This is a genomic window from Hassallia byssoidea VB512170 (assembly GCF_000817785.2).
Lineage (GTDB): Bacteria > Cyanobacteriota > Cyanobacteriia > Cyanobacteriales > Nostocaceae > Hassallia > Hassallia carrinoi.
On sequence record NZ_JTCM02000001.1, the window covers coordinates 90973 to 107692 of the forward strand.

General features: G+C 39.8%; 15 protein-coding genes. 5 read left to right on the top strand and 10 right to left on the bottom strand.

Annotated elements, in window-relative coordinates; all coding sequences use genetic code 11:
• The first annotated feature begins 147 nt into the window (after positions 1-147).
• Positions 148-714, top strand: a complete 567-nt coding sequence (locus PI95_RS00470) for a LemA family protein (protein WP_052325782.1) — start codon at positions 148-150, stop codon at positions 712-714.
• 38 nt (positions 715-752) lie between these two features.
• Positions 753-2669, top strand: a complete 1917-nt coding sequence (locus tag PI95_RS00475; RefSeq protein ID WP_039753039.1) for a DUF3137 domain-containing protein — start codon at positions 753-755, stop codon at positions 2667-2669.
• Positions 2670-2777: 108 nt separating this feature from the next.
• Here the strand turns inward: PI95_RS00475 and PI95_RS00480 are convergent, their stop codons facing one another.
• Together PI95_RS00480 and thrS are read right to left on the bottom strand one after the other, a co-directional pair.
• Positions 2778-3488 carry a Uma2 family endonuclease gene (locus PI95_RS00480; RefSeq protein WP_039753038.1) on the bottom strand — a complete coding sequence of 237 codons (711 nt, stop codon included), beginning with the start codon at positions 3486-3488 and terminating at the stop codon, positions 2778-2780.
• Between the two features lie 210 nt (positions 3489-3698).
• The gene (gene thrS / locus PI95_RS00485; RefSeq protein ID WP_039753037.1) at positions 3699-5546 is read right to left on the bottom strand and encodes a threonine--tRNA ligase; all 1848 of its coding nucleotides are present in this window, start codon (positions 5544-5546) and stop codon (positions 3699-3701) included.
• Positions 5547-6166: 620 nt separating this feature from the next.
• Between thrS and PI95_RS00490 the strand changes: the two genes are divergently transcribed.
• Together PI95_RS00490 and PI95_RS00495 are read left to right on the top strand one after the other, a co-directional pair.
• A complete protein-coding gene (locus PI95_RS00490; protein ID WP_039753036.1) occupies positions 6167-6484 on the top strand; it encodes a DUF2605 domain-containing protein in 318 nt (105 codons plus the stop codon).
• Positions 6485-6778: 294 nt separating this feature from the next.
• A complete protein-coding gene (locus PI95_RS00495) occupies positions 6779-7096 on the top strand; it encodes a DUF2973 domain-containing protein (protein WP_039753035.1) in 318 nt (105 codons plus the stop codon).
• Positions 7097-7293: 197 nt separating this feature from the next.
• Here the strand turns inward: PI95_RS00495 and PI95_RS00500 are convergent, their stop codons facing one another.
• Both PI95_RS00500 and nfi read right to left on the bottom strand, forming a co-directional pair.
• Entirely contained in the window at positions 7294-9573 is a 2280-nt protein-coding gene (locus PI95_RS00500) for an amylo-alpha-1,6-glucosidase (RefSeq protein ID WP_039753034.1), read from the bottom strand.
• A gap of 433 nt (positions 9574-10006) precedes the next feature.
• Complete coding sequence (nfi, locus tag PI95_RS00505; protein ID WP_039753033.1) at positions 10007-10672, bottom strand: deoxyribonuclease V; 666 nt, start codon at positions 10670-10672, stop codon at positions 10007-10009.
• Positions 10673-10808: 136 nt separating this feature from the next.
• Here nfi and PI95_RS00510 point away from each other — a divergent pair, with 136 nt between their 5' ends.
• Positions 10809-11669: a prohibitin family protein gene (locus tag PI95_RS00510; RefSeq protein WP_039753032.1), complete on the top strand. Its 861-nt coding sequence runs from the start codon at positions 10809-10811 to the stop codon at positions 11667-11669.
• Positions 11670-11745: 76 nt separating this feature from the next.
• Here the strand turns inward: PI95_RS00510 and PI95_RS00515 are convergent, their stop codons facing one another.
• The 6 genes from PI95_RS00515 to mnmH all read right to left on the bottom strand — a co-directional run bounded on the left by PI95_RS00515 (position 11746) and on the right by mnmH (position 16693).
• Positions 11746-12000 carry a hypothetical protein gene (locus PI95_RS00515; RefSeq protein WP_063842462.1) on the bottom strand — a complete coding sequence of 85 codons (255 nt, stop codon included), beginning with the start codon at positions 11998-12000 and terminating at the stop codon, positions 11746-11748.
• Positions 12001-12020: 20 nt separating this feature from the next.
• A complete protein-coding gene (locus PI95_RS00520) occupies positions 12021-12188 on the bottom strand; it encodes a hypothetical protein (RefSeq protein WP_163518471.1) in 168 nt (55 codons plus the stop codon).
• Positions 12189-12444: 256 nt separating this feature from the next.
• Complete coding sequence (locus PI95_RS00525; protein ID WP_039753031.1) at positions 12445-13071, bottom strand: YjaG family protein; 627 nt, start codon at positions 13069-13071, stop codon at positions 12445-12447.
• 122 nt (positions 13072-13193) lie between these two features.
• Positions 13194-13643, bottom strand: a complete 450-nt coding sequence (locus PI95_RS00530; protein WP_039753030.1) for an SUKH-3 domain-containing protein — start codon at positions 13641-13643, stop codon at positions 13194-13196.
• Positions 13644-13694: 51 nt separating this feature from the next.
• On the bottom strand, positions 13695-15125 hold the full coding sequence (locus tag PI95_RS00535; protein ID WP_039753029.1) for a YwqJ-related putative deaminase: 1431 nt from the start codon (positions 15123-15125) through the stop codon (positions 13695-13697).
• 497 nt (positions 15126-15622) lie between these two features.
• Entirely contained in the window at positions 15623-16693 is a 1071-nt protein-coding gene (mnmH, locus tag PI95_RS00540; RefSeq protein WP_039754060.1) for a tRNA 2-selenouridine(34) synthase MnmH, read from the bottom strand.
• Positions 16694-16720 lie beyond the last annotated feature (27 nt).

The following is a 16720-nucleotide window of genomic DNA, read 5'->3' on the forward strand; positions in this document are numbered from 1 at the left end:
ATTTACACCGATATTTATAGAAGTTTCACAGACATTTTTCCGAAAGGTTACTGTTTTTATTCAAATTCGCTTTTTTGTATGATAAATTCACCAGCTTGTTCTACTGGTATTGCCGTGTCAGTAAATTGATTTCTCACCACTTTTAATATGTCACCAGCACTATACATATTTATTTTTTGGTTAATAATTACTGTATTTATTGTAATTATGTATAACAGCTTAATTTCCAAAAAGAATCAGGTAGATAATGCATTCGCCAGTATTGATGTACTTCTGCAAAAAAGATGGGATTTAATACCTAATTTAGTAGCAGTAGCCCAAAATTACATGCGATTTGAGCAAAAAACCTTAACAAAAATCGCTCAATTAAGAACTAAGGCTATTTCCGAACGAGTAAGTGCTAATACAAGAGTTGGCTTAGAAAACGAAATATCTAAGACTTTAGGTAACATCATAGTAGCAGTAGAAGCATATCCAGAATTAAAATCAAACGAACACTTTCTACAATTGCAATACTCATTGAATGAAATCGAAGAACAAATTTCAGCAGCTAGACGGTTTTATAATACTGCTGTGAAAGAATACAATAATGCTGTGGAAATGTTTCCCACAAATTTTATAGCTTCGTGGATGAACTATCAGTTAAAAGTCCAATTTAAGGCAACTGCACAAGAAAGGCAAAATGTTAATGTAAGAAACCTATTTAATCAATAGATAATATTTTAATTTTGCAATTTTGGGTAAAAATTTATATGTCATCTTTTGAAGCGCTTCAATCTGGGTTGGAAGCTATTAAGCAAGGACGCTACTCAGAAGCTATTGATTTGCTAGAAAACTTTTGTCAATGCGAAGTAACTTCTAAAGCAGTATCTAAGGAATACTTACAAGCACAAATAACTTTAGTTAAAGCCTATCACTGTACTGGAAAACGTGAAAAAGCTCGCGTATTATGTTCTAAACTTGCAGAAAGTAAAAATCTCCAGGTGCAATCTTGGGCACAGCGAATTATGCCATCTTTATCTGCTGAGTCTTGTGTAACACCAGAAAATCTGCAACAAGAAACTTCATCTATTGCCCCTAAAATATTTCTGTCATCAAAGGAAGCAACCGAACTACTGGCACAAGGATATAAAGCGCTAAAATTTAGGCGCTACATTGAAGCTGTTCAAGTTCTTGAAGAATTTTGTCAAAGAACTGATGCGAATACAAAAGACTATTCTCAAGCACAGATGTGGTTGGTGAAAGCTTATAAAGCCAATGGACAATTAGACAATGCGATCGCACTCTGTCAGCAACTTACCACAAGTGAGCAACAAGCTACGCAGATTTGGGCACAGCAATTTCTCTTGACTTTATTACCAGAGGGTGAAGTGCCGTCTTCAGCAACAGAATCAACCACCTGCGAACATCAATCTACATCTACACCAAAACAATCTACTGCTGTGAAAATGAAAATGAGAACTTTAAGTGAGTTCAAAAGTTTCTGTCAGCAGAATTTAATCAGTGATTTAAAGGCTACTGAAGCAACGAGAAAAGAAGTACTGAAATCTATCAGCTTTGTTGGGATTATTCTATTAATTATAGTTGGATTCCTAATTAAGTTATTTCCTACAGAATATATAATTTTTTGTTTAGTACATAAAATAAGTCCGCCATTTTTAATTATCTTTATATTTTTATTTGGGTTTTTAGGTTGTCTGTGGATATGGGTTGCTTTTTACACTTCTGCAACAGAAACTTATACTAGCGGCTTTAAATCAAAGATTATAGAAAAAATCTTTGATTTTATTAACACCGATAAAAATCTTAGCTATTCTAGCTGTTCATCAGATGCAGACAGAGATTATACTTTGTCTGGTTTCATCCACAGCCAGCTTTTTCAAAATTTCTTAAAGCCGAATAAAATTACCCAGAACGAATGTATTTTTGGGAAACTGCATGAGACACCCATCTTTTTTTCAGAAATTTGTGCTGAAGTAGAAGTGCATCATGCTTGGGCTAAATACTTGGATTTTCCACAACATATAAGAATATTAAATTCATTCATGATACCGAGATTTATTACCAGACGTATTTTTGTATTAATGCTTCCTTTATATACTATTATTTTGTTAATCAAACTTATTAAGGCTTTGCCTTATATTGTCAGCCGAATGCTAAAAGGTCAGAAAATAGATTATCAACATTTTGCAGAAGAAGTATTTAGCAACAAAGTATCCAGAAAGAGCCTTTTTAAAGGTTTATTTTTTTCAGCTAATTTTCCGAAAAACTCAAAAGGCAAGACTTTAATTATTCCAACAATTATTAATTCAAATATTCATTCTTTAAACATAGGCAAAAGACAGATAATTAAACTAGAAGACCCTGAATTTACCAAATTTTTCACTGTCTATGGCAATGACCAAGTAGAAGCAAGATACATTTTATCTACGAACTTAATGGCAAAACTGGTTAATTTTAGAAAGAAAGCTGGTAGGAATATTTACGTTTCTTTTGTAGACAATATGATATATATTGCCATTGAGTATGCAGAAGATGTATTTGAACCTAAACTGTTTAAAACTATGTTAAGTTTTGCGCCTATGCGAGAATACTTTGAAAATATACAGTTGATGCTGGGAATTGTTGAAGACTTAAATCTTAATAGACATATATGGAGCCAGAATTAGTTAAAACAAATGCTGCATTATAAAAATAAGCTTTATTAGCCCACGTTATGTAGCGATCGCTCTTGTTTACGAGTTATTTACAGCATCAGGATCGACACCAAGCGATGTCTAACGACAAGCCGCTTCGCGTCTACGCAACTGTTCTTTTAACCTTTCTACCTGTAACTCAGCTTGTTTTGCTCGCTCCTCAGCTTGCTTTGCTTGCTCTTGCGCTTGTTCTCGTGCTAAAATCTCTTGCTGTAGCGCTTCTACTAACTCCCCAGGAGCCAATAACTTTTCTCCTGTATCCTGTTTGTAAAAAGCAATCAATTGCTCGTCAATCTCTAATCGCAGCTGCAAAGCCTCACTTTGCTTATCTGTAATTAACTCATACTCTTGTCTAATTAAACGATAACCCCGCAGTTGTTCGGGAATCCACTCTCCTTTCGGGTCAAATAACCAGTACTCCAGTACTCCTAACTGTTCGTACAAAGTTTTTTTGAAACTGATATCTTGCTCTCTAGTTCCTTGAGAAGTCATTTCAAAAATGACTAATGGTACTTGTCCTTCTTCCCAAATCTTATAATTATCTCTAGCTCCAGGCGCAACATTATAAATTACCATTACATCTGGAGCTACCCTCAATCGAGGATAACCTTGAGCGTAGTAGAGAAACTGATCTGCCAAAACAATTGCCGACTTACCCGCAAGATACTGACGCAAAGCAACAACAGTGTTAATAATTGCATCAGCATGAACAGAAGTTTCTGCCAAAGGTTCACCATCCGAACTTGGATAAAAAATATCAGTTGATTCAGATTTGGGTACGAGGCTAGTCATAACTCACGCCGCCAATTTAAGGGGATAATGAATGATAAATTTAATCGTGTTTTCTTCAAATTATGATAAGTAGGTGGGTATAAATAAACTAACACCCAGATCCCCGACTTCTTTGAGAAGTCGGGGATCTATTTTTCCAATTTTACGTTAATTAGGTTGACTTAATTAAACACAGATGAACTAATTATCTGTGTTTATCTGTGATTCAATTTAAAAGTTCTCGAAGTTAGCGATCGCTTCCTTCATCTTCTCCATCACCTCATCTACAGGTATACTTCCTAACTCCCCTGAAGCGCGTGTACGAATACTTAAGCTGTTGCTTTCAACTTCCTTCGCTCCGACTACCGCCATCACGGGTATTTTTTGTTTCTCAGCATTGCGGATGAGTTTACCCAAGCGATCGCCACTCAAATCGACTTCCGCACGGATACCCAAAACCTGCATCTTCGCTGCTACCTCTTTGGCAAAAGGTAGAAACTCATCACTCACCGGCAACAATCTCGCTTGCACTGGTGCCAACCACAACGGGAAATCCCCCGCATATTCTTCAATCAAAATACCAATCAGCCGTTCAAGAGAACCAAAAGGCGCACGGTGAATCATTACCGGACGTTTGCGAGAACCATCTTCAGCTACATATTCTAAATCAAAGCGTTCAGGCAAGTTATAATCTACTTGCACCGTTCCGAGCTGCCACTCTCTATCCAAAGCATCCTTGACGATAAAATCTAGTTTGGGACCATAAAACGCCGCTTCGCCAATTCCCTCAAAGTGTTCCATCCCCAAAGTTTCCACAGCACGACGAATCGCACTTTCAGCTTTATTCCAAGCTTCATCGTCACCAATATACTTATCTGAAGCTGGATCGCGGAAACTGAGTCGCGCTTTGAAATTCTGATCTAATTTCAGACTCTTAATCACTGACAGAATCAAATCCACCACGTTGAGGAATTCACTGTCTAACTGTTCTGGGGTGACAAATAAATGAGCATCGTCTTGAGTAAAGCCGCGCACTCTAGTTAAACCGCCTAATTCCCCAGATTGTTCGTAGCGGTAAACGGTACCAAATTCCGCAAGGCGTATCGGTAATTCTCGGTAGGAGTGCAACTCACTCTTATATATTTGAATGTGGAAAGGACAATTCATCGCTTTCAGAACAAAGCCTTGCTCATCTGCTGCGGCTTTTTCATCCTCCGCCATCATCGGAAACAAATCTTCTTTATACTTCTGCCAGTGTCCGGAGACTTTAAATAAATCTACTCTGCCGATGTGGGGCGTTACCACAGGCAAATAACCGCGTTTTAGCTGTTGTTGTTGCAAAAAGTCTTGCAGAAGAGTCCGTAATAAAGTTCCTTTGGGTGTCCACAAAGGCAAACCGGGTCCGACTAAATCAGAAAATACAAATAATCCCAGTTCTTTACCTAATTTTCGATGATCTCGGCGTTGCGCTTCTTCTTTGCGTCGCTTGTATTCGGCAAGTTGTTCTGGAGTTTCCCAAGCGGTGGCGTAAATGCGTTGCAATTGCGCTTTGGTTTCATCTCCACGCCAATAAGCGCCGGCAACGCTTTCTAATTCGATCGCTTTCGGGTTTAAATCGGCGGTGTTTTCGACATGAGGTCCGGCGCACAAATCCCACCATTCATTCCCCAGGTGGTAAATGGTGATTGGTTCGGATTTAATATCTTGGAGAATTTCTAATTTGTAAGGTTCGTTAATTTTCTGAATTCGGCTTTCGGCTTCTTCCCGACTAACTTCTTCGCGAATTACGGGAATTTTGCGATTGATAATTTTTACCATCTCTTTCTGGATGGCTTTCAAATCTTTGTCGGTAAATGGTTCGGGACTGTCAAAATCGTAATAGAAGCCGTTTTCAATCCACGGACCAATTGTAACTTGCGCTTTGGGAAACAGCTTTTGTACTGCCATCGCCATCACATGAGAAGCTGTGTGACGAATCTTTCGCAAATTTTCCGATTCGCTGCTACGCGGTAAGTACATTTTTTCGAGTTGTTCTGCTTGGTTTGAAGATGATTGTGGCGACATCGGCTGTTGAACCATTGGCTAAATAATTATATGATGATTTGCGATCGCTCAAGTTTCAAAAAATATACCCAAATATAACAAGGGCTTCAATTCTTTTGCTTTGTCAGGTTTAAAGCTATCATGGATGCACTTTAACATCACGGCTCAATTTCCTTTATGATGCTCTTTTACACAAAAAGAGCGATTAGTTACTTTGCCGCCCTGCAATAGTTGCACGTTAACTGTAATATAAATTCTTTTTATCTTATAGATTTATTTAATTTATTTAGCAGTATTAAATATATCTTTCAAATAAGCGCTTTCAGTTGATCTCTGCAAAGTCTGAAAGATTATTTTTTTAACTGACTGTACGATCAGCTGTTTTCATAAATTATATCAAAACCCTTCCATCATATCATATTTATCATAATTCAACTTTAATATAAATTTTTCATAAAGCTGCATCTATCTTAATGCTGCAAGTACAGCTATACCTATCGGAACTGTACAAACCTTTGGTGTAGCTCATATAATTAAATCTTAACGTTTTTTACAAAAATATAACTATTTCTGTCTTCTGACATATATAAGAAAAATGTAAAGAAATGTAAATAACGTTAATATTAGTAAGCAAGTTAGAAATATGCCTCTGATTTATGCGAGACTCAAACTTACCAGAGCCAGAGTTGTTGAAAACGGTTTTGCAGCCGTTGTTGGAAGATTTTCAGTATTGGTTTGCGCGATCGCGTCAATTGCTGGAAAAAGAGCAACTCTCATTTATGAGTGACCAGGAGCAATCGGATCTACTGTTGCGAGTCAAGCAGGCTCAAGACAAAGTGAACACGGCGAAAATGCTGTTTGCTGCAACTGACGGACAAGTCGGTATTGAGATGGAAACCTTAATGCCTTGGCATAAATTAGTTACAGAATGTTGGCAAGTGGCGATGCGCTTGCGTCAAGATCGAGAAGTTTAATGTTTTTTAGATGAGAACTTTGCTAAACTGCTTGGCAATAGCAAAACGGTATATAAGTCGAAGAGATACTACAAAATCGTTCAAATCCTTTGAATTAAGAAAATATTGTATTTTATGATACTTAACATTGACTGACAGTTAAAAAAATTGTCTCACATCGACATAAGCGCACCTTATGTGCGTTAAGTATTCGCCTTACCCTGGAGTCCCGCCCAAAGCAAAGTAGGGGTGGGGAAACCCCACCCAAAACGACAACATAAATTTTTAAAACCGCAGCACCTAGAGGAAAAACCGATGTTACACTTACTTTACATTCTTGCTTTTACCATCCTTGCTTTTATAGCCGTTGCCAACTTAATTCGCAACCTGGTGATGTTCAGTTTTGACACAGATCGAACTTATTCCAGGTCATCAATGGGGCAGGGAAACTCAGCATATATGTCATCAAGAAAACAATTTATACCCCATCCAGAGTTATTAGACAGTTCCGGAAATTTAATTAAAGAACCTCTATTGGTAATGCGTTCAGTCAACGTTGAAGATGCTCGTCAACAATTAGACGCTCTTTATGAAGCTTCCCCAGGACAAAAGAGTGAGAAGGAAGAAGGCTAAAGCGGGGAATGGGGAGTAGGGACTAGGGAGTGGTGAATTTTTTACTGCCTACTCCCTATTTAAGCGAGGAATGGGGAGTAGGGAGTAGGGAGTGGTGAATTTTTTACTGTCTACTCGCTATTTAAGCGGGGAATGGGGTGTAGGGAGTAGTGAATTTCCTACTCCCCACTCCCCACTCCCCACTCCCCACTCTCTATTTAAGCTTCGATAACTACGCGGAGATTACCGCGTTTTTTGGCGACGCGACAAGCAGTGGTGTTACCAGAGCGTTCAAATTCTAAATCGAGAACGGTACCACCAACGCGCAAATTGTGAAACGACAAACGATTAATCGACTCTGGCAAAGCGGGGTCGATGATTCGCAAGCAGTTATTTTGAGCATCAGGCACCAAGTTGACCATCATTTGCAGTAATTGAAAGATACTGCCAGTAGCCCAAGCTTGAGGAGTACAAGCGACAGGATATTGCACGGGAGCGTTATCACCGTTACGTTCATAGCCGCATAAAAGTTCTGGGGGACGGTGGTAGGGCTGCTGGCTAGTCATATCGATCAAGCCTTGGTACAATTCTAAAGCTTGATCGATTAAACCGAGCGATCGCAAACCCATTGCAATCAGCGCGTTGTCGTGGGGCCAAACTGAACCAATATGATACCCCATCGGATTGTAAGCTGGTGACAAACTACTTAGGGTGCGAATGCCCCAACCATTAAACATATCCGGTGCCCGCAACCGCTCTGCCACACTATAAGCTTTTTCAGGGGTGAAAATTCCTAAAAGCAGACAATGACCGGGATTTGAGGTAATACTATCTACATGCTTACCGTCTCCATCCAAAGCAAGAGCGCAGAAATCCTCGTCTTCCATCCAGAAATCTCGATTGAAACGAACCTTTAGGTTTCTTGCCTCTTCTTGCCAGCGGTCAGCTAAATCAAGCCGCTTTTTCATCCTGGCAATTTCTGCCAGACGCATTTTCGCAGCGTACACATAAGCTTGCACTTCACAAAGGGCAATAGGTCCGCTTGCTAATTCTCCCTTGCGGTCTACAATACAATCACCAGAATCTTTCCAGCCTTGGTTAGCAAGACCGCGTTTAGATTTGCAATAGTAGCTTAAGTAGCTAGTTTCTTTAGTATTGCGATCGATCCACTCCATTGCAGCTAGAGCGTTTGACCAAAGTTGCTCTAAAGTTTCTTGATCGTGAGTCCAAGTGTAGTATTCAGCATACAACATCAGCCACAGAGGAGTAGCATCAACAGTACCGTAGTAGGGCGTGTGGGGAATTTCTTGACAACGCGCCATTTCTCCCAATCGCAGCTCGTGTAAAATCTTACCTGGTTCCTCTTCCCGCCAATCATCTTCACTTTTACCTTGGTATGCGGCTAAAAGAAAAAGAGTTTCTTTGGCGATTTGCGGATTTAACATTAAGCTTTGGTAAGCTGTAATCAGCGAATCCCGCCCAAATAGTGAAGAAAACCACGGCACACCGGCGGAAACAGTTTTATGCTTGCCAAAAGACTGCCGCAACAAATACATATCTTGTTCAGCTCGTTCGATGACTCGATTAAATAAGCTTTTATCTGAGCGAATTCGGGTAATTTGTTGTCCCCAGTGCTGTTCTTCCATCACCTCAGCGGCTTTTGCTTGTCCTAGGGTGGCAGGGGCACTTACAGTAGAGCTAGATTTGTTGTTTGTTAACATGTTCACCCGATAACCCAGTTTTTGGGTTTCGTGGGAAGCCAATTCAAACCGCCAAACCGCCGTGTAACCTTTGAAATAATCGGGGATTCGATGCTGGAATTGAATGCGCGATTCCATGATTGAGCCATCTAGACCTTGATAGGCTAGTGTCAACATTTCTGCTGTCGCTGTTGTCTGTATCGGCGAAACGCCATCACCTGTTAGTATTGCTTCCTCAATTGTTGGGTCTACTAGGCGCAAAAGTTTACCGCGTTTCTGTCTGTCATAGCCCCGCACTTCAAATAAATCGACAAAATCCGCATCAAAGCTGATAGTTAGTTCAAAGGTGATGGGAGTTGTGCTATAATTGGATATCTCTATTTCTTCAAATAGTGCCCCGTTGAGGACAAGTTCGCGGCAAATTCCTACAGTGTCGGCATTTAGGCGATCGTCAATTCTGGGATTAGTACACAAAACTGAAAGTGAAAATCCTTTATCGGCAGTGCTGCTGAGGAGAACAGGCGATCGCCCTTCAATCTGCAACTCCAAACGACTGAGAAATCTCGTATCAGAGCAAAACAGTCCCATACTGGGGTTGCTGTCGTTGAGCGAACAACCAGATATATTGCCGATAGTGTCTGTGACGAAAAATAAATCATCATCTTTAACAGTAAGTGTCGGTTGTGGTCTTTGTGTTACTACACAAGCCCACTCTGGGATAGGTATTTGTTCGGCATGTACAAAAGTTTTTCCGTCTAGCGAAATTTTATCAGCGAAGAACTGCTTATCCGGTGTCATTAGGCAAATTTCCGTGTACAGGTTTATGTGGTGGTTCTAGCAGCGTCTGCAAAAAAGACGCTTTCAAAATTTATTTGAGCCATTGAGCAAAAATGATACTCATATACAGCGACAAAAGGACATGCACAAAAGCTATATAATTAAATCTTTATAATTGTATATTTTTTAAAATTTTTGTAAAGGCAAATCTCAGGCGGAAAAATAGGAACTTTTACTTAATTTATTTAAGGCTGTAACTGAGAAAGCGTAAGGCACAGAGACTATTTAGCCTGCGTTGAAAATTAACGGCTTTTGCTCTCGGTTCGGCGATCCGGATTGTATGAAGCTTTCTTTATATTCATTGATGTTATAACAAAAAAATGGGAAGATTGTCAGCTTTGTGGCAAAAAATCCGATTTTTGATTTATTTCTGAATTGGGGAATTTGCTTTGCTTTATCTGTTAGACGCTAATTTATCAGCAATGCGAGTAGTTTCTGGCAGTCGATATTTTGGCGTGCAGCGCAATACGTAGTCAATAGCCGTTGGTAGACTGACGCGATGACCGCTGGAGATATATAGTGGTTTGACTTTGGTGCGCGATCGCAAAACGGCGCCAATCGTTTCACCCTTATGTATAAGTGGTTGCCAACTGCCTCTTGTTTCTGGTAATATTTCATGTTTACCAACCAGCAAGGATTTTGCTACACCAATTGTCGGTATATCCACAAGTACACCCAAATGACAAGCTATGCCAAATCTGCGAGGATGGGCGATTCCCTGACCATCACAGAGAATAATATCTGGTATTGTTGTAATCTTTTCTAAAGCGTCGAGTACAGCCGGAATTTCGCGAAATGAAAGGAAACCAGGAATGTAAGGAAATGTTGTGGGACGATAGGCTAAACTCGTCTCGATGACCTGCAAATCGGGAAAACTGAGTACCGCTACTGCTGCCCGACTAATCGTCCCGTCTGCTTCAAAACCCATGTCTACCCCAGCAACATACTGAACTGGTTCTTTAAATTTATCTTCGGTAATTACCTCAGCTTGGAGTTGTTCTTGGATAGCGATCGCTTCAGAGAGTGTTAGTTGCCAAGCATGACGTTGATAAATTTTCATGTTTAAATAAGTTTGAGTTTAAAGTTTTTTCCGAAATCGTTACCCGCAAGAGTGTTTTTACTGATGTTACTGATGGAAAAATCTTTTTCGCCTGACACTAAAGCAAAACTATATCACTCAATTTAGCAGATAAAATATGGAAAGTCTGAGAAACAATAATACTAATAACCATCATCACGCATTGTACCTTGTCGGCGGAATAGTTTTATTAGCTTTAGCAATTATTTTTCGTCCCTTTAGCATCGTGAATGCAGGTGAACGAGGAGTTGTCATGCAATTTGGCAAAGTTCAAGATAGAGTTTTTGATGAAGGTATCCATCCTATTACACCAATTGTCACATCAGTTAAAAACATCAGCATTCGCATTCAAAATACTAGTTTTAAAGCTGATGCTACTTCCAAAGACCTCCAGAAAATGACAGCAGAAATCGCTGTAAACTGGAACGTTGACCCGACGCGAGTCAATAAAGTTTATCAAAAAATTGGAGATGAGCAACAAATCATTACAACAATAATCGCTCCCGCTGTTTCCGAAGTTTTGAAAGCAGCAATTTCTCAAAAAACGACAGAAGAAATTATTACCGAAAGGGCAGAAATAAAAGCAGAAATTGATACAGAACTTAAAAATCGTTTAGCGCCTTATGGTGTAATTGTCGATGATGTATCTATAGTAAATTTCGCTTTCCCTGAAGAGTTTAGCAAAGCTGTAGAAGCAAGACTTATAGCAGAACAACAAGCAAGACTTGCAGAATTTAATGCTGATAAAGCAGCACAAGAAGCTCAAGCAAATATCAACCGCGCTAAAGGAGAAGCAGAAGCGCAAAAATTACAAGAAAAAACTTTAACACCAGCGTTTTTACAGAAGCAAGCGATAGAAAAATGGGATGGTAAGTTTCCGATGGTGATGACTGGTGATGGGAAATTACCAATGATTAATATTACAACTGCTACCTCGACTAATAATGCTACTATGTCTTCGCAGCAAAAACAGAAATAGAAGGTGCAGTACCCTAATTATCTATTGTTTTCTCAATTAAGGAACGCAGCGAATCCGCTTCTCCACTTGTCCGCGCTTACTTAAGTTTTCCTTCTTTATCAGCAAGCCTCACATCTAAGGTTTCACTTGACCTTAATGCATGAATTAGCTTGTTAATTGATTTTAATAAGATTTTAACTTCTTCGCGAGATGCCCCCATCCTTGTACTAAACTCAGACAATTTAATCCCATTACATACCTCATTAAGAGCGTTATTTAAAATGAGCAGATCATCTATTGAAAATTGAATATCAGCCTTGTCTTTTGTGGTTTGAAGAATTTGTATCGTCATCAGTAATTGTTCCGTTAATACTACAAAGAACCCCTTGACCAATTTTTTTGGAGAACAAAACTACCATAAATTATCGATAGTTCAAAGATATCTGTGGTAATTACAGCAGCTTCCTGATGAGATTTTATACCCATAGAAAAGCCGATTAGGTCAGCTTCTGGTTCATGTATTTCCTCTGAATCATGCACAGTCCACCTTATGTCGTGACAGTCCTGAAAAATTAGCACATAAGGCAAGCGCTCCTTAGCAGGATTGTACACACATTCAAGTGATACTTCGTTTCCCCATAGAGAGACCTTCACACTTGTAATTAGCGATGTCAGACCACCAAGTTTAAGTAAATGATAATCGTCCGGCATATTAATTTAATTACTTACCTTTTCTAAAGTTTTCTTACTTTATCCCCTCGAACTGAGAAAGTCTGCCGATGCTGTTAAATCAAGCTCAGGCTAAGTCAATTAGGCTTTTTCCGTCGTTGTTAAATGAGGTGCGGAGCCATTCCACAAAATCTGGATCTAATTTCTCAGCCTGCTTCAGCAAGCGCAAATCTTCGCTTTGTTTAGCCATTTCTCGAACTGCCAACGGGTGGCTAGCGATCGCCTCTTCCAGTTTTTTTAATCCAACTTTAGACTCACTGACATTGAAAGATTTGTCTCCGTGAGGGATGAATGCATCAATGGTGTTTGTAACACAGTTCGCCACCCTAATAATCTGCTGTGGGGTAGGATTTAGACAGGCTTCTAGAGTGTTGCAGATCGCTATAGCTGCCTCTTGTGCTTCCATATCAGACAAGCCACCAAAGTCATCCGAGTCTGGGATTACATCTTCACAATCCTCTATTAATTGACGAATTAAAGCAGCATCTACTGGCTTTCCTTGAAGGATTTGCCAAACTTCATTAAGTGCAGTTCTCAGTACAGAAGGATCTCCCCAGTTTTCCAGAAAAGAAAAAGCGTTGTAGTTAGGAAGCAGCCTCTCGCAACAAGAAGCTGCAAACGCGATTCTATGAAGGGGAGGAAGTCCTTTTAGTTCTTTTTCTAAAGCATCAAATTTGTATAAGCGTAGATTCATTTTGTTATTCGCTTGTATCTACACAGCGGTTTTGGCTTTATCCAGCCTGCTCTAGCAATGAAGAATGTTCTTAGGCTTCTAGCCTGCCCCATTTTTCAGTTTTTCATGTTTGAGTTTTGGCATCAGGGTATTTTTGGCATATCCCTTCCGCTGCAAAGGGCTTCAATGGCATCAATTCCAGAGTCCCCAACATGAATCAATGTGTCGTCATAGCCTGCGTATACTTTACCATCTTGAGCCATCACTAAAGTCATATGATAGCTAAAAGCCTGACCGATTACGCAAAGTGGTACACCTACCCGTTCGCTATATTCTTCCACCCAACCTGAACCAATATCTGCAACAGCAACAGTCGGATTGATGTAGAATTCATCTTTTTCGTCCTTGACGCGGTAGTGTGGATATACTACTCGCAAACCCCCAAAACGTTTCAAAAAATCGACTACAACTGCATGAATAGGATACCCTTCTGACTGCAAGCTTTTCTCATATTCGCTTGTATTCACACAACGGTTTTCGCTCCATCCTGCCTGTTGTAGCAATGCTCTTGTTTGTGCGGAAAATACTGCCATAAGTAACTGTTCCTTTTCCTATGTCAAGATTGTCCTTAATTAATCAACGGGTTAGGGGTCGCTTGTCACGTTTGGACCATCAATAGTTTTTCGACAATTTCTACATCGGGGATATGCTTGACCTGTTTTAGTCCTAACCGTATGGACTTCTAAATCTCTTATGTTCGCTCCATCTAACAGCGCATCATTGACTGCCTTAAACTCAGCACAGTTGGAAACCTCCCACGGTTCTTCACTAGGTACAGGCATTCGCTCTGCTAAATATTCATCGATTGTTGTGGGTAAAGGTTTACCGCTAGTGCCATAGTAAACCTTACCAGTTTCAGTATCCACTGCGACAGCGGTTGCAGTCGGTGCTTTTTTACCCAAGTTTTCATACAGTTCAGCAGCCTTTGCTTCTGCTAAGTCTTTCGCTCGCGCAGTTTCAGGTATTTCCGATAATGGTTCTGGTCTTGGTTCCTGGGAAGTGTCCAGTGGTTCATTAGAATCAGGCAAAGTAGATGATGGGTCAGACGAGGAACCAGATGAGCCACTACTTGCTGTTGGCACAGAAGGATTTTGCGGCTCTGGGTCAGCAGAATCTGCTGTCCCATCTGCGTCATAATCAAAATCATTTCTTCCAGGAAAAGTAAAGAATCCGTGTTCCTTCCTCAATAAACGCTCATCTGCTGGTGTATTAGGGTCGTCTGTCTCTTCCCCTGGAATTACAATGAAAGGAGCATTAATCTTATCTCCAGGATTTAATACCCCGGCTGATGGCATTGAATTAATCAAACTTTGCCAGTCAGAATTATTTAGTAATTGAACAGCCGCATTGCGTTTTTCTTGGGGCCAATCTTTCCACTGAGGTGGATCAGAAATTTTAGTAAATGTGGCAGTACCAGCAAAAAAGTTCTCAGGTGAAAGCTGATCGTCCAGCACAACTATATCTTTAGGACAATCCTGAAAAGGACCGTCAGTAAAAGTAGAAGATGAAAAGCTAATACTGGTCGCATAAAGTGTACGCGGATAAAAAACACCACTAAGTTCACAATAAGGCATACCACTAGCAAGCCCCTGACCAGTCACATTCCATGCGAATCCACAAACAGAATCACTTGGATTAGCAGCACAATACTTTTGTTTAGCCTTATTTTGAGCCAAATCATTTTGAGACTGATTCCAATAGTATAAAATTCCTAAAGTACCAAGCCTCGCAGCAACAGAAATTTCAGCAACAGCTTGCACAGAAGAAGAAGTAGCTCCAGCAGCAGTAGTAGTGCTAAGAGTTGAAGCACCAAACCCAGCACCTGTAGGAGCAGAAACAGCAGGAGCTACTTCAGAACTTATAGCAGCAGCACATTCAGGATTAGCAGCGCAAGCGTCTAGAGATGACAGGAATGCGTAAGCAGGTTTAGGAAAGATACCTTTAAATATTAAAAGTAAAAGAAACGTCCAAATTCCTACTAATCTAGATACAGATTTCTTTGTTTTTGAGCGCATTGTTCTAATCACAACACTGTTGAAACTATCTTTGATTTTTCAATTACAGAATCTTTTATAGGAAAAAATCTGTAATTTACTAATTACAAGCTACTACCAGTTTTCAACAGTGGCTGCTGGAAATAATACTGAGTTTTCTATGAAGTTAAGTTGAAGAGATGTAAATAACTTCACATATACCCCTCTCTACATTTTCAAGAAGAGTATTATTATTAGGATAATGTGAAGTTAAATTGAAGAGATGTAAATAACTTCACATATACCCCTCTCCACATTTTCCAGAAGAGTATTATTATTAGGATAAGTGCCTAAAACCCTTATTTATTTGTTGTTGGGCACTGCCCACCTACGGTTATTGAAAATAATGCAAGATGTCAGCTAATCAAATTGCGCTATTTTATTTTTTAAATTACCTGTAAGTTAGGGAACATACAGTTTTATACCAAGCTATTTCTTCACACATACCCCTCTCCACACTTTGGAGAGGAGTAGTATTATTAGGTTAATGCTAGAAAATTCGGCAACAAATAATCCAATAAAGTATCAATACTGCTATCAGATAAATTGGGGATAGATAGCACGCGTTCGGCTTTGGGAAAGTCCCGTTTTATTGACTGTCTATAGGTAGGGTCATAGTGGTATTGCAATATATCCTGCACAAATAATTCCCACTCTCCGGCATCAATCAACTGATACCAGTGACATAATTTATCCCAACCATAGCGAGACTTAAGTTTTTCCAACTTCCATTTTAAAATATCAGCACGATCCACCAAATGCGGATATTCTTCTAAAAGAAACTTCACTCTAGCAGCTATCGGTATTTGAATTTCTACACAGTTAGCCTGTTTCATTTTCTCCCATAAAAATTGGGGTAAGTAAATATTGCCAATTTTTTGGCTTTCTGATTCTACCCACACTGGTTGATGTGGATTGAAGTTTTGTAACTGTTCTAATAGCAGAGATTCAAAGTATTTTTGTGAAGGTTGAGGTGAAAGTTTTCCTTGCCATTCTTCCCCCAGCAGAGAACCGCGATGGTTGGCTAAAGCTTCTAAATCTAAAACTTGAGCGCCACGAGTTAAGCGCATCTGGTGTAAGATATGCGTTTTACCGCTACCAGTAAGACCGCACAGTACCTGATAAGTAAATTTTTGTGGCAAATCTTCGATTTGCTGGCGAACATAGGCGCGATAAGTTTTGTAACCACCTTCGAGTAATGTGACTCGCCAACCAATTTGCGATAGCACCGAAGCCATGCTACCAGAACGCTGTCCACCGCGCCAGCAGTAGACTAGAGGACGGTAGTTTTTATCTTTTGTGGCAAAGTATTCAGTTAGATGCTGGGAGATGTTTTTTGATACTAAAGCAGCCCCAATTTTCCGAGCGGTGAAGGGGTTGATTTGTTTATATATCGTTCCCACTTCAGCGCGTTCGTCATCATTCAGCACTGGTAAATTGATAGCTTTGGGGATGTGGTCTTGGGCAAATTCGCTCTTTGAACGAACATCAATTATTTCACTATAAGATTCAGACCAAGGCTGTCGGGTATATGTAGGTGAAGGTGTCATTGCAGTCAAACCTATCTTTCTCAATTG